The sequence below is a fragment of the Rhizobium sp. 18065 genome, assembly GCF_902706095.1.
In the GTDB taxonomy this organism is placed as follows: Bacteria; Pseudomonadota; Alphaproteobacteria; order Rhizobiales; family Rhizobiaceae; genus Allorhizobium.
This window is the reverse complement of record NZ_CACSJP010000002.1, coordinates 19,098-38,484: the sequence shown is the minus strand read 5'-3', so window position 1 is coordinate 38,484 and position 19,387 is coordinate 19,098. Positions and strand designations below refer to the sequence as shown.

Here is a 19,387-nt window from a genome sequence, read left to right as displayed (position 1 = left end):
GGCTCGCTTTTTTCAAAGCATCAGTTTCGAATATCCTATTTTTCTTTTTGATCGCCGGCTGACAGTGTGCGCGCCAAACGCCGCCTGACCAGCGCGGCGAGTGCCGCATCACGGAGTCCAGAATGCCAGAGAAGAACCAGCCTGCAGACCAGACGATCGCATCCATCGTCGAAGCGATGACCAACCAGGAAAAGGTCGATCTGCTTTCCGGTTTCGGAATGTGGAAGACCGCAGCGGTTCCCGCTCACGGCATCAAGCCGATCGTCATGACCGACGGTACTTACGGCGTGCGCTATTCGATCCCGCAGATCGACAGCGACGAGCGCGGCGGCATGGATCTCGATGCCTTCCTGTCGGTGGTCAACCAGCGCGCCAGCGACGTCGCCATCGCCTGGGGCGAAATGAAGCCGGCAACCTGCTTTCCCAACGGTTCGGCGATGGGCAACAGCTGGGACGAAGGCCTGATGCAGCGGCTGGGCGTGCTGCTCGGTCAGGAGTGCCGCGCCATGGGTGTGCATCTGCTGCTCGGCCCGGGTATCAATCTGCGCCGTACGCCGCTGGCCGGCCGTTCTTATGAATATTACTCGGAAGATCCGCTGGTAACCGGCAAACTGTCGGCGGCGGTGATCGCGGGCATTCAGTCGCAAGGCGTCGGGACCTCGCTGAAACATTTTGCCTGCAACAATTCCGAAGTCGAGCGCACGACGATGGACAGCGTTATCGAAGAGCGCGCGCTCCGGGAAATCTACCTCAAGGGTTTCGAGATCGCCATCAAGCAGTCCAAGCCTTGGACCATTATGTCTTCCTACAACCGGCTGAACGGCGTCCAGGCCTCGCAGGATCCATGGCTTCTCAATGATGTCCTGCGGGAAGACTGGGGCTTTGACGGCGTCGTCGTCTCCGACTGGCACGGCATCAAGGATCGTCCGGTCTCGCTGATGGCCGGTGGCGATCTCGACATGCCGGAAAGCCCGCGTCGCAAGGCCGATCTTCTCTCGGCACTCGACAGTGGCACTGTCCCGGCCGAGGCGGCGAATCTGTCGTGCCGGCGCATGCTAGCAATGATCGAGCGCTGCAATGAAGGCGCCCGCCAGCCCGTGCCGGTCTACACGGCCGAGGAACACCATGCCGAAGCGCGCGCGATGGCGGCGGCTTCGATGGTTCTCGTGCGCAACGAAGGTCTGCTTCCGATCCGGCAGGAAATGAAAACCATTCTGGTGGTTGGCCGCGATGCCGGTACGCCGGTCATCCAGGGTTCCGGTTGTGCCACCACCATTCCGACCATGGTCGACCAGCCGCTGCAGCAGCTGGAACAGGCTCTCGGTGGAAACCACGCCCTGACGTTCAGTGAACAGGCCGATGCCGAAACGCTGGCGCTCGCAGCCAAGGCGGATCTGGTTCTGGTCTACACCTCCACCGAAGGCGCCTATGACGGTGAAGGCTCCGACCGCACAACGCTGGCGCTCGGCCCGGGTCAGGATGCGATGATCGCAGCGCTTGCCGCTGCTTCGGATAAGGTGGCGGTGGTGGTTGCCTGCCCGGACGCGGTGGAGATGCCGTGGATCGATGCGGTGAAGGCAGTGCTCGTCACCTTCTATTCCGGTCAGGCAATGGGCGGTGCCGTCGCCGACGTGTTGACCGGCAATGTCAATCCGTCCGGTAAGCTGTCCGTTACCTTCCCAAAACGTCTGGCCGACGTGCCCGGCTTTCTGCATTATCCGGGAGAGAACGGTCGCCACATCTATGGCGAAGGTATCCATGTCGGCTACCGCGGATATGATCTGCGTGAAATCGAGCCGCTGTTCGCCTTCGGCCACGGCCTCAGCTACACCACGTTCGCCTATTCCGACCTGACGGTGTCGTCGGCGCAGATCGGTTTTCGCGATGAGATCACCGTCGCCTTCACCGTCACCAATACGGGCGACCGGATCGGTGCGGAAGTCACGCAGCTGTATCTTCAGGCGCCCAGCAAGCGCCTGAAGCGTTCGCCGCAGGAACTCAAGGGTTTTGCCAAGCCGGTGCTTACGCCGGGCGAAAGCAGGCGGATCGAAATCGCCATCAAGGGTTCGGATCTGGCGATCTGGGATCCGGCGCTCGGCCGCTGGGTGCTGGAAGGTGTCGAAGCCCGACTGGTCGTCGGTACCTCCTCGCGCGACCCGAAGCTCTCGGCCGATGTGACCATCAGGCCTTCGGTGCTGCCGTTCCGCCGCATCGCCTATGATACCCAGCCGGCCTATGTGCTGCCGAACGCCATCGCCTGCGAGCATATCTGCGCCTACCTGACGAGCCGATGCAATATCTCTACGGAAAATGCGATGCGCATGCTCGACCATTGCTCGAATTCGTTCTTCGGGATTTTCACCTCTCTCGAGCGCCGCCTTCGCGTTTCCATTCCGGAAGCCGAGGTCGCCGGACTGATCGCCGAGATCAACGCGGCGATGGACGAGGCGGAGTCGAAACTGTGACCTCGACACAGGATTGGCTGGAGCGCCTCGTCGCCTATCCCACGGTAAGTTCCGACACGAACCTGCCGTTGATCGAGGAGATCGAGGCGGCGCTGGCCGATGCCGGAGCCGTCTGCGAACGCTTCTACGATACGACCGGGCAGAAGGCTGCGCTTCTGGCGCGCCTGGGACCAGATGCGCCCGGAGGCTTGATGCTTTCCGGGCATGTCGACGTGGTGCCTGTTGCGGGGCAGGACTGGACGGTGCCGCCGTTCAACGTCACCCGCAAGGATGGCAGGTTGTACGGGCGCGGCACGACCGACATGAAAGGGTTTGTCGCCTCTGCCGTGTCGCTCGCCCAGACGGTCGACATCAAAAGCCTGGCAGCGCCATTGTGGCTGGCCATCTCCTATGACGAGGAAATCGGCTGCGTCGGTATCAGGCCGATGCTGGAGGAGATTGCCGGGCGGGACATCTTGCCCGACCTGATCGTCGTCGGGGAGCCGACATCGATGCAGATCGGTCTCGGGCATAAGGGAAAGATGGCTTTCCATGTGAAGGCGAGGGGCGTTCCGCGCCATTCCGCCGAAGCACCGCTGGCGCTCAATGCGCTGCATATCGCCACCGACTTCATATCGGGCCTGCGAAAATTGCAGGACGAGATCGAGGCCCGGGGTCCGCGCGAACTAGGCTATTCCGTGCCGTATGCGACGGTCCATGTCGGCAAGCTGTCGGGTGGAACCGCAGTCAATCTGGTGCCGGATCAAGCGGAACTGCTGATGGAATGCCGCATGATGGCGGCAGACGATCCACTGGCTCTGGCCGAACAGGTCCGCAAGGCCGGCGCGGCTGCGATTGCCCCGTTCAAGGATCGTTTCAAGGAAGCGTCGCTCGAGATCGAGATCACCGGAAATTATCCCGGCCATTCCATTGATGGCAGCCATCCGGTTGTGCAGGCATTTGCGACTTGCCTGCCGAAGAGCGCCAGGGAGTGCCGTGTCAGCTTCGGCACGGAGGCGGGACTGTTTGCACAGGCGCTCGACGTGCCCGTTGTCATCTGCGGCCCGGGCAGCATGAATCAGGGCCATCGCCCCGACGAATTCATCGAGGAAACGCAACTTGCCCTGTGCGATACGGTGCTTGGCGCTGCCGTCATTCGCTTTTGTGTAAGCCGTCGGTCGTTTGGTTCGCATGTCCCAAAGCAGATGCACGGAAAAATATAATTTACCGAAGCCGCTGAGATGAGAAAAGTACAGCTGACGAAGGTCAAACAAACGCCGGAGGGTAAAAAATGAATAACAATGTATCACGCCGTGATTTTATGAAGACGACCACAGGGCTTGCCGCCGTTGCGCTTGCAGCTCCGGTCCTTCTGAAGGGCAACCGCGTATTTGCCGGCGAAACGCTGGTGGTGCGCGACATGGGCGGCGCCTTCTATGAAGGTTTCAAGGTCGCCTTCTATGACACCTTTGCCGCCGAGACGGGCGTCACGATCCAGACTAACACGAACGAGCCGGATCCGATCCCGCAGTTCAAGATGGCGATCGATACCGACACCAAGCTGTTCGACGTCGCCCTGATGACGCCGGAACATGTCCTGCGCATCCGCAAGCTCGGTGACAACTACATGTTGCCGCTCAACATCGAGATTCCCAACCAGGCCGACTTCGCACCGCATACGTTCGAAAAGGATTTCGCTGGCGTCGCCATCTTCGCGCTTGCCATGGCTTATCGTAAGGACACCGTAGAGACAGTTCCGACCAGCTGGGCAGATTTCTGGAACGTAGAAGCCTTCAAGGGCCGCCGCGGCATGTGGCGCAGCCCTGTCACGACGCTGGAAATGGCATTGCTCGCGGACGGCGTTCCGCTCGACAAGCTTTATCCACTCGACGTCGACCGCGCCTTCAAGAGCCTCGACAAGGTCAAGGCCAACATCGACATCTGGTGGACGTCGGGTGCTCATGCGACCCAGCTTCTCCAGAACGGCGAATTGGATATGATGTCGACCTGGTCGACCCGTGCACAGGCAGCCATCAATGCCGGCGCACCGGCAGGCATCGTCTGGAACGGCGGCCTGTTCAACATCGACGGCTGGACCATCGCCGGCAACACGCAGAAGGCCGATCTGGGCCGCAAGTTCATCGAATGGTGTCTGGATGCCAAGCGTCAGGCAGCCTATACGAACATCCTTGCTTGCGGTCCGACAAACATGAAGGCCTACGAATACCTGAGCGCCGAAAAAGCCCAGCTGCTGCCAACGGCTCCGGCCAACATCAAGGGGCTCACGGTTCTCAACGCCGCTTATTGGGCAGAGAACCAGGATGCGCTGACCCAGCGTTTCGAGCAGTGGATCTTGAGTTGATCTCCAACGGGAACAACCATCTGAGCTTCAGGTCCCGCCTTTCGGCGGGGCTGCCTATCTGACAATGGGTGGCCCGGTTCTTCAATATGCCGAACGGGCCATTTCAACAAACGGGACATCCATGGCTGAACTCTCCGCCAAAGACACCTTCGCACAGAAGCGCCCGCGAGCGGATAGCCTCTGGCTCACATTGCCGGGGCTTGTCTACATGGCTCTGTTGCTGATCCTGCCGGCTGGTGCACTGATCTGGCAATCCTTCATCGATCCAAAATCTGGCGCCTTCGATCTTAGCGTCTACCACCAGATGTTCTCTGCCCGTGTGTACGTGAAGGTACTTGCCAATACTTTTGCCATCTCGGCACAGGTGACTATCGTCTGCCTTGTGGTCGGCTACCCGATCGCTGTCTGGCTCGCAGGCATGGACGAGCGTCGCCGGCGTATGGCCATGTGGCTGGTGCTGCTGCCGTTCTGGGTCAGTCCGCTGCTGAAGAATTTTGCCTGGATCGTGCTGCTCGCCCGCAAGGGCATCGTTGCGCAGATGCTGACTGGCATGGGTTTTGATACTCAACTCGACCTGCTTTATGGCCGCGGCGCGGTGATCTTCGGCATGGCGCATGCCATGCTGCCTATCGCTATCCTGACTATGCTGCCGACCATGCTGTCGATTGACGGCCGCCTGATCCCCGCCGCCATGACCATGGGCGCAAGCCGCAGTCAGTCCTTCTGGCGCATCTTCGTGCCGCTTTCCATGCCGGGCGTTGCTGCAGCGGGCCTGCTGATCTTCGTGATGGGTCTCGGGTTCTTCATCACGCCAGCTCTTCTAGGCTCGCCGCGGGAAACGGTGATCGGCCAGATGATGATCACCCAGGTTCAGCAGTTGTTCAACCTGCGGCTTGGTGGTGCCCTTGCCGCGCTGCTGCTGGCCGTCACACTGATTACCATAGCCGTCTACGACCGCCTGTTCGGCATGTCGGCCGTTGCCGGAAACAGTGCTGCTGCCAGGCGCGGCGGCGTCATCGGTGCCATCGGCAGCGCGGCCATCGAGATCGGTGCAGCGGTGAGCGATTTCATCGCCAATCTTTTCCCCGCCCGCCTCGGACGCGCCGTCTTCATCGCATTCGTCTGTATTGTGATCGCTATCCTGATCGTGCCCGTGCTGGCTTTCCCGCCGATGGCTTTCTCCGGATCGAGTTTCCTCGAATTCCCGCCGAAGAGCTTCTCACTGCGATGGTTCCAGACCTATCTGAACTCCGACCAGTGGATGGGCGCGACCACCCGATCGGCCGTGATCGCGATTGTGACAGGTGTCGTTGCCACCATCATCTCGGGCATGGCGGCCTATGGCTTGGCGCGCACGCAGCGCAAGGCCGGCGGACTGATCTTTCTCTCGTTCATGCTGCCGATGATCGTGCCCAATATCGTCATCGGCGTGTCGCTTTTCTACGTGCTTGCCAAGATCGGCCTGATCGCCACCAATACCGGTATTATTCTCGGCCATACGCTTTCGGCCATGCCGATCGTCTTCGTGATCCTGCTGACGACGTTCCGCAGCTTTGATTGGCGTCTTCTGCAGGCTGCTGCGACGCTGGGTGCCAACACCTGGCAGCAGATCCGGCTCGTGCTTCTTCCGCTCATCAAGGGTGGCGCCATCGCGGCCTTCCTGTTCGGCCTGCTGCATTCATTCGAAGAGCTTACAATTGCGCTGTTCGTCGGTGCAGGCGTCAAGCAGACGCTGCCCAAGCAGATGTGGGACGATATCATTCTCAGCATTTCGCCGACCCTGGCCGCGGCCTCGGTCTTCATAGTGGCAGTGGTGACAGTTCTCTTCGTCATCGCCGAAAAGGCAAGGCCGCGCTGACATGCGCAAGCCCGCAGATCCCATCACGACCAAAGGAACCACATTCGACATGTCAGCTGCCACCGCCAACGCGCCGGAAATCAAGCTTCAGGTCAACGGCCTCGCCAAACTCTACGGGCACACCACCGCACTCGATTATGTCGATCTCGAAGTCCGGAAGGGCGAGCTTCTGACCCTGCTTGGACCGTCCGGTTCGGGCAAGACAACACTTCTGCAGCTCATCTGCGGCCTGCAGGAACCGTCGTCCGGTACCGTCGTCATCGACGGCAAGGACCAGACCCACGCACCGGTCAATAAACGCGACATCGGCGTCGTCTTCCAGAACTATGCGCTCTTCCCGCATATGACCGTGGCTGAGAATGTCGGCTTCGCGCTGAAGATGCGCCACCTGCCGAAGACCGAAATCGAGACCAAGGTGGCCAAGGCGCTGGAAACCGTCGGCCTGGCGCATGCCGCGGCCCGTTCTCCGTCGCAGCTTTCAGGCGGCCAGCAGCAGCGCGTCGCGCTTGCCCGCTGCCTCGTCTACGATCCGGCGATCATCCTGATGGACGAGCCGCTCGGCGCGCTGGATGCCAAGCTGCGCGAAGTGATGCAGATCGAGATCAAGCGCATTCATCGCGAGACCGGTGCGACGATCATCTTCGTCACCCACGATCAGCAGGAAGCGCTCGCACTATCGGACCGCATCTGCCTGATGAACGACGGCAAGATCGCACAGCTCGGCACGCCGCGTCAGATGTATGACGAGCCGCAGAACCTGTTCGTGGCTGATTTTATCGGCGTCTCGTCGATCATCCGCGGCACTGTGAAGGCCGGCGCGCTGGAAGCTGCCATCGGTACTCTGCCGATCGCTGGCCAAATTCCGGCAGACGGTACGAAAGGTGCGATCGTCGTTCGACCGGAGGTCATCACGCTGGGTGAAGGCTTTTGCGAGGGCCGTGTGCGTGAAACCGTCTATGGCGGTTCCGAAATGCGCGTCATCCTCAATGTCGGCGAACAGGAAATCATTGCACGCGCACCCGCGACGGCCGGCGACGTGGCGGTCGGTTCGACGATGCGCTTCGGCTGGGCGCCGGACGCTGCCCGCTTCCTCGTCGACACCAACTGAGCAGGACAGCAGAGATGACGGCCTTGCGTTTCCTCTACGACTGCGATCCTGGCGCTGACGATGCGCTGGCTATGTTGCTTGCACTCAGCCGGCCGGACGCGCTGGATATGATCGCAGTGACCTGCGTCGCCGGTAATGTCGGCCTGGAGCCGGTCGTCAACAATGCAAGGCGTATCCTCGAGCTGTGCGGACGGCAGGATATCCCGGTCTATGCGGGAGCGGCTCGACCGATCATGGCTTCGCGTGGCCGTCTCTCCATCATGCATGGTTCGGATGGGCTTGCCGGCAGTACCTTGCCTGCTCCGACCATGCCGGTAACCGATGGGCATGCGGCAAACGAGATTTCACGGATCGCCCGCGCAGAAGGAAAACTGCATATCTGCGCGACCGGCCCGCTGACCAATCTGGCGCTGGCGCTGCTTCTCGACCCCGATCTGCCTGATTTCATCAGCGCCATTACCATCATGGGCGGAGCCGCTTTCTGCCCCGGCAACACGACTCCACTCGCCGAATTCAATTTTACCGTCGATCCTCAAGCGGCCGCGATCGTCTTTGACAGCGGCATCCCGATCACCATGCTTGGTCTCGATGTCACCCGCCAGGTCACGGTCACGGCAGATATGATAGGCCAAGTCCAGGCCATCGATACTGCGGTTGCCAGGGAAGCGGCGCATCTGCTGATCAACTACGGCTCCAAGGACCCTTGCCTGCATGATCCGGCGGCAATCGCATGGATGCTGGCGCCGGAGATCTTCGAGACAGTGAAGGCACATGTCTCCATCTACACCGACACAGGGCCGGCCGCCGGACAGGTGGTCGCAGCCGTCAGCGAAAGACATCTTGCGGGACGGGAGCCGAACTGCACCGTTGTCACGGGTGTCGACGCGGAAGAGTTCAGGCGGATGTTTGTAAGCGCACTGGCCTGAGCGCCATCTTATTGAAACGACGTGATTCGTGCACTGAATGGATGCGTGAGATGTTTAGCCAAGTACCTAAAAATTTCGAAATTGTTGTGCTCCCGCGTGTCTCCAAGTGAGAATGGCGCGCCGACGGTTCCATCCCCATCAAGGCGTTCGTGACTTTGCTTGTCCATACCGAAGACATGCTGTCCATCAGCTCTTAAACAGTGCTGAGAGGTTACGCCGTCCGTCCACCACTCGGACGATCTCGACGGCATGAATAGGGCCGTCATCGGCGTCGGGCTTTGTCTCATAAAGAATGACAGTAACGTTGCTAGATAGCGCTTGGAAGCAGCTCATGTCTTGCGCGAGAGAGGTCGGTCCAGAGCATGATCTCTCCGTCAGTGTTCGCCGTGTATTTCGCGCTTTGAAAGACTGATTAAGCCAGTCCATTAAAAGTTCGTCTGACCCCATCGGGAGAACGCCCGTGTTACGGAAGAAAGCAGTTGAAAACCGACCTCGATAGTCCGCGGCCGGTGCACTCATTCTGAAGTACCGGACACGCTTATGGACTTGTCGAAAATCAAAACTCTGATCGATTTTGTCGGACGATCGAATGTTACCGAGCTGTCGGTGACCGATAAGGACGTTACCGTCCGCATTTTCCACAGCTCAAAGCCCGGTCCGGAGCCGGTGTCGGGTTCTGCGAAACAGCAAGCCCTGGGGCCATGCGATGCTGCGGTCGTTCCAGAGGCTGCTTCCTTCCTGGTCAAGGCTCCCGTCTTCGGCGTGTTGCACCGTTCGCCGGCGCCTGGGCAGGCGCCGTTTGTCACGCTCGGTGACTCGGTAGTGGAAGGCCAAACCTTGTTTGTCATAGAAGCCATGAAGGTGTTCAACGCGGTCGTGGCGCCGCGCGCTGGGCGCATTACCCGCCTTACCGATATCGATGGCGGTGAGGTTGAGACCGGTCACGTGCTGGCGGAGATCGTGTGATGCTGTCACTGCTCGAAGAGACCTCTGTATATGGCATGCGCTTCGATACGGTCCTGATTGCCAACCGAGGCGAAATCGCCAAGCGCATCCAGCGCGCGTGCTGCGATCTTGGTCTCAAAGTGGTATGCATATGTTCGGAGGCCGATCGTGAGGCTTCTTACGGCAAGACCGCAGGCAGCTTTGTCTGCATCGGCCCTTCGAGCGCGGCGAAAAGCTATTTGAACCAGGATGCCATTCTTCTGGCCGCGCGCCTCACAGGTGCTGGAGCCATCCATCCGGGCTACGGCTTCCTATCGGAGAATGCAGCCTTCGCCGAGGCGGTGGAAAAGGCGGGGCTGGTTTTCGTCGGCCCAGATTCCAAGTCGATCGGTATCATGGGTGACAAGATCTCGGCAAAGCGGGCGATGATCGCGGCCGGCGTTCCTTGCGTCCCCGGTCCGGACACGGCACTTCCCGAAGATCCTGCCGTTGTGGAGCAGATCGCGCTTGAGATCGGCTATCCCGTGATCATCAAGGCGGCCGGCGGTGGTGGCGGGCGCGGCATGCGCGTCGTACCCGAGGCCGGACTGCTGCACGACGCCGTCGCGTTGACGCGAGAGGAAGCGCGGCAGGCCTTTGGCTCGCCAGCGCTCTACATGGAAAAGTTTCTCCAGCATCCACGCCATATCGAAATTCAGGTTCTGTGCGACAGCCACGGAAATGCGGTCTGGCTCGGCCATCGCGACTGTTCGATGCAGCGACGTCACCAGAAGGTCGTCGAAGAGGCGCCAGCGCCCGGCATTGCGCCGGAGATCATCGGCCCAGTCGGTGCCGCCTGCGTAAAAGCCTGTCAGCAGATTGGCTATCGCGGAGTCGGGACCTTCGAATTTCTCTACGAGGACGATGCCTTCTATTTCATCGAGATGAACACACGGCTGCAGGTCGAGCATCCGGTCACTGAATTGACGAGTGGATTGGATATCGTCCAGGAACAGATCAAGGCCGCGCAAGGGCTTCCCCTCACCATGACCCAGGCGGATGTGCAATGCGAGGGCCATTCCTTCGAATGCCGCATCAATGCCGAGGATCCCGAGAGCTTCATGTCGTCGGCGGGTATAATCACTGACATTAGCCTGCCGCAAGGCGAAGGCGTCCGCGTCGACACCCATATCCATGCGGGCTACAAGGTGTCGCCCTACTACGACTCGCTGATCGCCAAGGTGATCGTCCATGCGCCGACGCGGGCGCAGGCGATGGAGAAAATGCGCAAGGCGCTGGCCGATACGCGCATCGACGGCATTTCCACAAACATTGCCTTCCTGCGTGCCCTGTTCGAAGACAGCGCCTTCGCGCAAGGCGAGACGGACATCCACTACCTGGAGCAATGGCTGAAGCAGCGGAGCAAGCCATGAGCGCGATCGATTTCAGCGATCCGGAGATCATCGCCTTTCTCGCCGACGCGCTCACTTCGGCCGGTGTCGATGGGGTGGAAATCTCTACCGCCTCAGGGCAGCTCAGGATCGTCGTTTCCGCCGATGGAAGCACACGAACTGCGGTGGATAGGTCCGTTGCGACCATTGCAATCAAGGCTTCGATGGCGGGTATTTTCTGTCTGCAGAGGCCCGGCTCGGTGGACATAGTGGCAGACCTGCCGCGTCCGGTCACGGCCACCGAGGTACTGGGCTTTCTTCGCGTTGGCCCGGTTCTCGTCCCCCTCACTGCCGGTCGAACCGGTCTTTTGACCAGGAGGCTTACCGAGCCGGGCGCACTCGTGGGTTTTGGCGAAGCCCTGTTCGAAATCGAGGCAAACCCATGATAGCCGTGCCGAATAAACACATGCCCAACGAGATCATTCCGGCGACCAAGCTCCGTGCCAGCATCTCGTCGATTGGCACAAGATCCTTCCTGCTGGAGGCGCCGGGCGATTTCGATCTGGCTGCGCAGCGCCGGATCTGGGCTTTGACGCAAACGCTGAAAACTTGGACGGATCTGGTGGAAATCATTCCCGGCATGACCAACGTGCTGGCAATTTTCAAGGAAACGCCTGAGGACCCGGACGCGGTCGTCGGCCGACTGCTGTCAGCGTGGGACAACTCCCAGAGCATCGATCTCTCGGGCAAGACCATCGAAATACCGGTCCACTATGGCGGCGAGTTCGCTACCGATCTGCCCACTCTCTGCGATCTTTCCGGCCTGAGTGCGCGGGACGTCGTGCGGCTCCACTATGAAGCGACCTACCGGGTCTTTGCGCTCGGCAGCGCTCCGGGTTTCGGCTATCTGCATGGTCTCGACTCACGTCTCTACATGCCGCGCAAGACCGTGCCTTCACTGAAAATGGCCAAGGGCTGCGTTACAATCGGCGGTATGCAGACGGGTGTCGCCATGCTGACAGGTCCCAACGGCTGGAATTCCATCGGCTTCGCCGAATTGCAAATGTTCGATCCGCTGTCGCCGACGCCGGCGATGATGGCACCCGGTGATACGGTTCGGTTCGTGCCGGAGAGGGTCGAGCTATGATTGAGGTCGTCGAAACAGGTCCTTTCAACACGGTGCAGGATCTTGGGCGCCCGGGCTACCGCGATATCGGTGTGTCATCCAGCGGCGCAATGGACCCTCTGGCCGTCCGGATCGGCAACAGTCTCGTCGGCAATGACGAGGGCGCGGCGGTACTAGAGATCCAGACCTTTCCAATCCGCCTGCGTTTCGACCAGCGTACCGTATTCGCGGTCTCCGGCACGGATGGCAGTCCTCTTCTCGATGGGGTCGAACGGCTTTCGTGGTGCGCCTACAGCGCCGAAGCCGGCCAGGTTCTCGAACTGCGGCAGCCGCCGAAACTGGCGCGTGCCTATGTCTGCGTCGCCGGCGGCCTGGACGTACCGTCTGTCATGGGCTCGCGCAGCACGTCGCTGCGTGGCGCCTTCGGCGGCCATGCTGGACGGCCGCTGGAGAAGGGCGATCGCATCGCGATCGGGGCAGGGGCCGATATACTTTCGGTGCCGGCTTCGGGTCTTGCGGCGGTTGAACCGAACGCAGCTTTAGCGGATTTCATCCCGCAGACCGACGATGGTGCCTTGCTGATCCGCGCCTTGCCGGCTGGGGAATACGGTCTTTTTGCCGAGGACGGCATGGCTTTCTGGAACCAGACCTGGCGGATTTCGTCGCGCAGCGACCGCACCGGCTACCGCCTGTCGGGAGAGCCCATCCTGCCAATGGAAAGCGTCGAGATGCGCTCCCACGGGGTCGTGCCGGGGGTGATCCAGGTTCCGCCCGGTGGCGAACCGATCGTGCAGATGAGCGATGCCAACACGGCCGGCGGCTATCCGAAGATTGCCGGCGTCATCGAATGCGACCTATGGCGGCTGGGCCAGGCTAGGATCGGCAGCCGTATCCGGTTCCTGCGTTCAAGCCATGCAGAAGCACGCGCCGTGGAGCAGGCCGTCGCCCGGTATGTCGAGGATGTCAGGGCCACATCCCAGATGATCAAACGCGCATTGAAGGCGATGGCCTAGCAGTGCCAGCCAAAAACAAGCCCGAGGGAGGGCAGGATGAAGATCGATCTGAATTCCGATATGGGCGAAGGATTTGGTCCTTACCGTTTGTGCGATGACGATGCGATGATGAAAATCGTGTCGTCGGCCAATATCGCCTGCGGCTTCCATGGCGGCGATCCCGATACGATGGCGCGCATGGTGCGGCTGGCGAAAGTGAACGGCGTCGGCATCGGCGCGCATCCAGGATTGCCGGACCGCATGGGCTTCGGTCGTCGCGAAATGCCATTCCAGCCGGACGAGTTGCGCCAGCAGATGCTCTACCAGCTTGGTGCGCTGATCGCGATCGCGCGGAGTGAAGGCGTGGAAGTGGGGCATTTCAGCTTTCATGCGGCCATGGGCAATATGGTCAATCGCGATCCCGTTCTTGCCGATTTGATGATGAATGCGATCGCTGCCGTTGATGCCAAACTGGTCGTTTTCGTCACGGCTGGAAGCGAGATCGAAAAGGCGGCGAAACGGGCCGGGCTGAAGACGCTGGTGCTGTTCCTCGCTGACCGGGCCTACGATTCCAGCGGGGCACTGGTCGCCCGCGGCCTGCAGGGCGCTCTTGTCAAGGATGAGGCTTCGGTTCGCGCGCGGGTGCGCCGCTTTCTTATGGATGGCACCGTCGAGACGATCGACGGCACCGTGATTCCCATGCAGGCGCGCTCCATTCTTGTCCATAGCGATACGCCGGGGGCTCTGGACCTTGCCCGCATCGTGCGCAGCGAGATCGAAGCGGCCGGTGCCACTCTGGCACCTGCAGCGGAACTTGCCTGCTGAAACAAACCCGGTCGCCGTGAAGGCGATCTCATATTTCAATCTACCATTGAAAGATCACGTTGATGTCTGTCACAGCCGACCGCCTGAAGAATGTTTCCATATCGGCCTCCGCCGCCATGACCCAGCGCGCCAGGGAACTGGCTGCCAAGGGGATCAAAGTGGTCAGCCTTTCCTCCGGAGAACCAGACTTTCCAACGCCCGCCCATGTGATCGAGGCAGCCCATGCGGCAGCCCTGAACGGTGATACCAAATACCCGCCGATGGACGGAACAGCAGCGCTCAAGGCCGCGATCAGCCGGAAGTTCAAGCGCGACAACAATCTTGACTATGATGTCAGCCAGATTGTCGTTTCGGGCGGCGGCAAGCAGGTGATCTTCAATGCGATGCTTGCGACCTGCAATCCCGGTGACGAGATCGTCATACCCACGCCTTCCTGGGTCAGCTATGCCGATATTGTAAAGTTCGCCGGCGGCGTCCCCGTTGCCGTACCTTGCTACGAGCAGTCCGGATTCAAGTTGCGGCCGGAGGATCTCGAAGCCGCGATCACGCCGCGTACCAAATGGCTGTTCCTGAACTTCCCCAATAATCCGACAGGGGCCGCGTGTTCGCGCGCCGAGATGGCCGCGATTGCCGAGGTGATGCTGCGCCATCCGCAAGTGTTCATCCTGACGGACGATATCTACGAACATCTGGTCTATGACGACTTCGAGTTCTGCACGATTGCAGAGGTTGAACCCAGACTCCACGATCGCGTATTGACGATGAACGGTGTCTCCAAGGCCTATGCCATGACCGGCTGGCGGCTCGGTTTCTGCGCCAGCGGTTCGAAGGAACTGATGACCGCCATCAGCAATGTCAACGGCCAGAACAGCGGCGGTACTGCAACGCTCACTCAGGCCGCCGCAATCGCCGCGCTCGACGGCCCACAGGACATCCTCAAAGAGCGCGCTGCGATCTATAGGGAGAGACGTGATTTCGTCATCGAAGAGTTGTCGCGGGTGGAGGGCCTTCGCTGCCACAAGCCGGAAGGCGCCTTCTATCTCTATCCCAATATGTCAGGTCTGATCGGCAAGACGAGCAAAGGTGGGCGCAAGATCGAGACCGATGTCGATTTCGTCATGGCGCTGGTGGACGAGCATCATGTCGCCACCGTTCAAGGTGCCGCCTATGGCATGAGCCCCTATTTCCGCATTTCCTATGCGACGAGCATGGAGATGCTGACAGAAGGCTGCGCCCGCATCGCCCAGTTCTGCCGGGACATGCGCTGAACTTTACAGCTGTTATCGGCTAGCTCTTCAATCCTTCGGTCAGTTCGACTAGAATGTCCCTGACCGCAAGGGCTGGCTCTGACAGTGGGTTCTGATCGGAGACGCACAGCGACAGCGTCTCCTCAATCCGCGGGGAGATGATCCGGCAGATCAGCGGCTCGCTGGTTTCGGTGACGATGCGATCGGCAATCGCTTTGGGCATGATGGTGGCGCCGAGACCGGCAGCGACGGCGCGGGCCAAGGTCCGCACGATTTCGACCTCGGCCACCACCTTCATCGTGTTGCGCGTCCGGGTGAACGCGGTATCCACGGCGCGGCGGACGAAATTGTAGGGCGGCGGCAGCAGAAGTGGCACGCCATCGAGTGCAGCCAGCGGCACCGGCTTGCTGTCTGCCTCGATCCCAAGGTCGCGGTGCGCGACAAGATAGAACTCCTCGCTCAGGATCGGATCGAACCGCACGCCCTTGATCGGTCCATTGCCATGGATCAAGGCCATTTCCAGCCGACCATTCATGATCATCTGGCTATAGGTCTGGCCGACGCTTTCGGTCAGGTGGAGCAGGATGCCGGGATGGCGTCGGCGTGTTTCGGCCAGGAGCTCGACGGACAAAGTGGCGGCGCTGCTGAACGGAACAAGCCCGACAGAAACACGTCCGGCCAGTGAATTGCCGGCAGCGGATGCATCCGCTTGCGCCTGTTCCATCTGGCGAAGAATGATTTGTGCATGGCGGTAAACCGCAAGCCCCGCATCCGTCATGCTGACGCCTTGTTGGCTACGAATCAGAAGCTTCTGGCCGAAATGCTCCTCAAGCGCTGCCAGTTGCTGGCTGAGCGCGGGCTGGGCGATATGCAGCAGATCGGCGGCACGCGTTATGCTGCCGCTATCCACGATCACGATGAAAGATTTGAGACGTCTGATATCCATTGCGACCGCATGTTGTTTGAGCTGTGCAAATGCATGTTTGCAGACGCACCCCCCTTTTGCAACGCGATCCGTCAGGTAATTCGATCTCCTGGAAGGCAGGCTTTTGCGCCTCCATACAAGTTGCTTATTGCTCCAGAGATAATCGGTCTTAGGCAAGGAATTAAAGCTTCGCTAGTGTCTCAGGCAACAACAAGGGGATCAGAATGCCTTTCTCCGATTACAAGACTGCACTGGTGACCGGCGCATCCTCCGGTATCGGCGCTGCCGTTGTAGAGCGGTTTCGTCGCGAGAATATCGAAGTTCACGCCATCGCCCGCAGTGACGATGCCCTTCACCGACTGGCCGCCCGCACCGGCTGCATTCCCCACGTGATCGACGTCACGGATCGCGCAGCAATCGCCGACCTCGCAGGCCGAGTTCAGTTCGACATTCTCGTCAACAATGCTGGCGTTGATCGACCGAAGAAATTCCTGGAAGCGGATGAAGGCGATATCGACCTGCTGGTGGATGTCAATCTGCGCGCCGTGCTGCATATCTGCCGCCTCATCGTACCAGGCATGGTGGCGCGTGATCGAGGTCACGTCATCAATATCTCCTCGATCGCCGGGAACTATAATTTCGGCGGCAACTCGACCTATCATGCCGTCAAGGCGGGCGTCGCCATGTTGTCGAACCAGCTGCGTCTCGACGCCTTCGGCAAACGTGTGCGCGTCACGGAAATCTGCCCCGGGCGCGTGGCGACCGACATCTTCAATCATGTTCACGGCAATGATCCCAGCATCCGCGAGCGCTTCATCGACGGTTTCGAACTGCCGCAGGCTGCCGACATTGCCGAAGCGATCGCCTTTGCTGTCGCGGCGCCGGTGTCGATGAATATCGGGCACATGGAGATCACCCCGACGCTTCAGGTCATGGGCGGCCTGCAGACGGCCCGGCCGCAGTCCTCTCCGGAGGAAGCAGGCGATGGCGGGGAGCAACTGCCGTGACCGGGTTCGATCTGTCAGCAATCCTGTCCAACCCGGAATACGTTCAGATGCTGTTGCACGGCATCGAAATGACGTTCGTGATCTTTTTCGGCTCGTGGATGCTGGCGATGACGCTGGCTTTTACTCTTCTCTGCATACGTTTCTCCCCGTTCCGTTTTGGCGATAAATTTGTTGCCGCCTATGTCTCCTATCACCGCAACGTCCCGACACTCGTGCAACTGATGTTGTGGTATTTCGGCATATTCACGCTTCTGCCCGATTGGTTGACGTTCTGGCTGGTGGAGCACAACGCCGAAGCGATCTTTGCCGTCATCGGACTCGGTTTGTGCCAGGCTGCGTATTTCAGCGAAGATCTGCGATCCGGCCTACGCTCGGTGAGCCCCGGGCAGATGGAGGCGGCCAAGGCGCTCGGACATGGCTATCTCTCGGCAATGCGTTTCGTGATCATGCCTCAGGGTGTCCGCAATGCGTTGCCACCGCTCATCAATCACAGCGTTTCCTTGTTCAAGAACAGCAGTCTGGCAATCGTCATTGGTGCGCCTGAACTGACACATGCCGTCAAGGAAGTCGAGAATCTGAGCTTTCGTACCTTTGAGATCTACCTGATCGGCACGGTGCTTTACCTCTTCCTCTCTCTCTTGATCATGGGTGCCGGCGCCTACCTGTCATTGCGCGCCGATCCCACGTGGAGGGCACGCGCATGATCAGCGACATCACGGCTATCATCAGCGACTACTGGCTTTTGCTGCTGATCGGGCAATATCCCAACGGCCCGCTCGGCGGACTGGCAAACACGCTCATACTGTCTGCGTGCAGCATCGCGCTGGCCTTTCCGGTCAGCATCCTGTTCGCCCTGGCGCGTCTGTCGAAGTGGCGGCTGTTGCGTTGGCCGGTCACGGCGCTGGTCTATGTCACCCGCGGCGTGCCTTTGCTGATGCTCATCCTCTGGAGCTATTTCCTCGTGCCGCTGCTGACCGGGGCAGACGTTCCCAGCTTCGTGACCATGCTGACGACGCTGGTGGTCTATCAGGGTGCCTTCCTCAGCGAGGTAGTCCGCGGCGGGATCGTGGCGCTGGGTCACGGCCAGATGGAGGCGGCCAAAGCACTCGGTCACAGTTATCTCGGTGCCATGCGGTTCGTTATTCTGCCACAGGCGCTCTACAACATGATCCCGAGCATCATCTCTACCTTCGTCTCGACGATCAAGGACACGACGCTCGGCTATGTCATCAATGTGCCGGACCTTACGTTTGCGGCAAGCCAGGTCAACAACCAGCTGCTGACCCAGCCGTTCCAGGTCTTCCTTATCCTCGCAGTCGTCTACTACGCCATCTGCTGGAGCCTGACGCATGTCGCCAACGTCATCGAGCGACGGATCACACGCCGACGTGCCGGTTTGACCGATCGCGCGACGCCTGTGTCGCTGGCAATGTCCAAAATCGTACCGGAGCAGCCATGACCCTGTCAGACACATCACCTCAACTGCCCCAGGCTATTCGGATTTCGAATGTCAACAAGAGCTACGGGGATCATCCTGTTTTGAAGAATATCGACGCGGAGGTTGCCCGCGGTGAGGTGGTGGTGATCTGCGGCCCGTCGGGGTCGGGAAAGTCGACCCTGATCCGAACCATCAATCGCCTGGAAGAGATCAGCAGCGGCTCGATCAGCTTCGACGGCCAGAATATCCACGCTCCGATGCGAACCAAGGAGCTCAATCTTCTGCGCAGCCGCATTGGATTTGTGTTCCAGAGTTTCAATCTTTTCCCGCATCTGTCAGTTGTCGAGAACGTTTCGATGTCGCCCGTCCGGGTGAAAGGCATCGCCCCAGCCCTAGCCCACGACAAGGCGTTGAAGCTGCTCGATCGGGTAGGGCTGGCGGACAAAGCGAATGCCTATCCGGCCCAACTCTCCGGTGGACAGCAGCAGCGGGTTGCGATCGCGCGCGCGCTCGCCATGGAGCCGCCGGTCATGCTGTTCGACGAGCCGACAAGTGCGCTGGATCCGGAAATGGTTGGGGAGGTCCTGGCGGTCATGAAGAGCCTGGCCGCTGATGGCATGACGATGATGTGCGTCACGCATGAAATGGGCTTCGCCCGCGACGTCGCCGACCGGATCTGGTTCATCGATGCGGGACAAATCATCGAGACGGCTCCACCGGAAGAGTTCTTCAAGGCGCCCCGTCACCCTCGTGCACAGCGGTTCCTCGCCGACCTGCGCCACTGACATCCGCAACCTCAAGCAAAACCAAAACC

Annotated in this window: 18 protein-coding genes and 1 pseudogene; 17 read left to right on the top strand and 2 right to left on the bottom strand. The window is 60.2% G+C overall.

What is annotated here, in order from left to right:
• Window positions 1–122 precede the first annotated feature (122 nt).
• From GVK95_RS06025 to GVK95_RS06000, 6 genes are all read left to right on the top strand, one after another.
• On the top strand, window positions 123–2,465 hold the full coding sequence (locus GVK95_RS06025; RefSeq protein ID WP_159947604.1) for a glycoside hydrolase family 3 C-terminal domain-containing protein: 2,343 nt from the start codon (window positions 123–125) through the stop codon (window positions 2,463–2,465).
• Window positions 2,462–3,667: an acetylornithine deacetylase gene (argE, locus tag GVK95_RS06020; RefSeq protein ID WP_200844227.1), complete on the top strand. Its 1,206-nt coding sequence runs from the start codon at window positions 2,462–2,464 to the stop codon at window positions 3,665–3,667. Before GVK95_RS06025 ends, argE begins: the two co-directional genes overlap by 4 nt.
• A gap of 68 nt (window positions 3,668–3,735) precedes the next feature.
• A complete protein-coding gene (locus GVK95_RS06015) occupies window positions 3,736–4,806 on the top strand; it encodes an ABC transporter substrate-binding protein (protein ID WP_159947600.1) in 1,071 nt (356 codons plus the stop codon).
• Between the two features lie 121 nt (window positions 4,807–4,927).
• Entirely contained in the window at window positions 4,928–6,664 is a 1,737-nt protein-coding gene (locus GVK95_RS06010; protein WP_159947598.1) for an ABC transporter permease subunit, read from the top strand.
• A 49-nt stretch (window positions 6,665–6,713) separates the two neighbouring features.
• Window positions 6,714–7,772, top strand: coding sequence for an ABC transporter ATP-binding protein (locus GVK95_RS06005; protein ID WP_244618668.1), 1,059 nt, complete (start codon window positions 6,714–6,716; stop codon window positions 7,770–7,772).
• Between the two features lie 14 nt (window positions 7,773–7,786).
• Window positions 7,787–8,698: a nucleoside hydrolase gene (locus tag GVK95_RS06000; protein WP_159947594.1), complete on the top strand. Its 912-nt coding sequence runs from the start codon at window positions 7,787–7,789 to the stop codon at window positions 8,696–8,698.
• 186 nt (window positions 8,699–8,884) lie between these two features.
• On the opposite strand, the pseudogene GVK95_RS25180 reads toward GVK95_RS06000, so the two are convergent.
• Window positions 8,885–8,995 (bottom strand): annotated as a pseudogene (locus GVK95_RS25180) (type II toxin-antitoxin system RelE/ParE family toxin); the annotation flags it as partial.
• A 243-nt stretch (window positions 8,996–9,238) separates the two neighbouring features.
• On the opposite strand from GVK95_RS25180, the gene GVK95_RS05995 reads away from it, so the two are divergent.
• The 7 genes from GVK95_RS05995 (at window position 9,239) to GVK95_RS05965 (ending at window position 15,224) form a co-directional block, all read left to right on the top strand.
• Window positions 9,239–9,664, top strand: coding sequence for an acetyl-CoA carboxylase biotin carboxyl carrier protein subunit (locus GVK95_RS05995; protein WP_159947592.1), 426 nt, complete (start codon window positions 9,239–9,241; stop codon window positions 9,662–9,664).
• On the top strand, window positions 9,664–11,055 hold the full coding sequence (locus GVK95_RS05990; RefSeq protein WP_159947590.1) for an acetyl-CoA carboxylase biotin carboxylase subunit: 1,392 nt from the start codon (window positions 9,664–9,666) through the stop codon (window positions 11,053–11,055). Before GVK95_RS05995 ends, GVK95_RS05990 begins: the two co-directional genes overlap by 1 nt.
• Window positions 11,052–11,459, top strand: a complete 408-nt coding sequence (locus GVK95_RS05985; protein WP_159947588.1) for an acetyl-CoA carboxylase — start codon at window positions 11,052–11,054, stop codon at window positions 11,457–11,459. Before GVK95_RS05990 ends, GVK95_RS05985 begins: the two co-directional genes overlap by 4 nt.
• Window positions 11,456–12,160: a 5-oxoprolinase subunit PxpB gene (pxpB, locus tag GVK95_RS05980; protein WP_159947586.1), complete on the top strand. Its 705-nt coding sequence runs from the start codon at window positions 11,456–11,458 to the stop codon at window positions 12,158–12,160. The genes GVK95_RS05985 and pxpB overlap by 4 nt, the downstream gene beginning before the upstream one ends.
• Window positions 12,157–13,152, top strand: a complete 996-nt coding sequence (locus GVK95_RS05975) for a biotin-dependent carboxyltransferase family protein (RefSeq protein WP_159947584.1) — start codon at window positions 12,157–12,159, stop codon at window positions 13,150–13,152. The genes pxpB and GVK95_RS05975 overlap by 4 nt, the downstream gene beginning before the upstream one ends.
• Window positions 13,153–13,188: 36 nt before the next feature.
• Window positions 13,189–13,956 (top strand): 5-oxoprolinase subunit PxpA, encoded by a 768-nt coding sequence (locus tag GVK95_RS05970; protein ID WP_159947582.1) that lies wholly within the window; start codon window positions 13,189–13,191, stop codon window positions 13,954–13,956.
• 62 nt (window positions 13,957–14,018) lie between these two features.
• The gene (locus GVK95_RS05965) at window positions 14,019–15,224 is read left to right on the top strand and encodes a pyridoxal phosphate-dependent aminotransferase (protein ID WP_159947580.1); all 1,206 of its coding nucleotides are present in this window, start codon (window positions 14,019–14,021) and stop codon (window positions 15,222–15,224) included.
• 19 nt (window positions 15,225–15,243) lie between these two features.
• On the opposite strand, the gene nac is transcribed toward GVK95_RS05965, so the two are convergent.
• A complete protein-coding gene (gene nac / locus GVK95_RS05960) occupies window positions 15,244–16,149 on the bottom strand; it encodes a nitrogen assimilation transcriptional regulator NAC (protein WP_159947578.1) in 906 nt (301 codons plus the stop codon).
• 203 nt (window positions 16,150–16,352) lie between these two features.
• On the opposite strand from nac, the gene GVK95_RS05955 reads away from it, so the two are divergent.
• From GVK95_RS05955 to GVK95_RS05940, 4 genes are read left to right on the top strand one after another with little or no spacing between them, the layout of a single operon-like run.
• Entirely contained in the window at window positions 16,353–17,135 is a 783-nt protein-coding gene (locus GVK95_RS05955; RefSeq protein ID WP_159947576.1) for an SDR family oxidoreductase, read from the top strand.
• Window positions 17,132–17,839: an amino acid ABC transporter permease gene (locus tag GVK95_RS05950; RefSeq protein ID WP_159947574.1), complete on the top strand. Its 708-nt coding sequence runs from the start codon at window positions 17,132–17,134 to the stop codon at window positions 17,837–17,839. The genes GVK95_RS05955 and GVK95_RS05950 overlap by 4 nt, the downstream gene beginning before the upstream one ends.
• A complete protein-coding gene (locus tag GVK95_RS05945; protein WP_159947572.1) occupies window positions 17,836–18,594 on the top strand; it encodes an amino acid ABC transporter permease in 759 nt (252 codons plus the stop codon). Before GVK95_RS05950 ends, GVK95_RS05945 begins: the two co-directional genes overlap by 4 nt.
• On the top strand, window positions 18,591–19,358 hold the full coding sequence (locus GVK95_RS05940; protein ID WP_159947570.1) for an amino acid ABC transporter ATP-binding protein: 768 nt from the start codon (window positions 18,591–18,593) through the stop codon (window positions 19,356–19,358). Before GVK95_RS05945 ends, GVK95_RS05940 begins: the two co-directional genes overlap by 4 nt.
• Window positions 19,359–19,387: the final 29 nt, after the last annotated feature.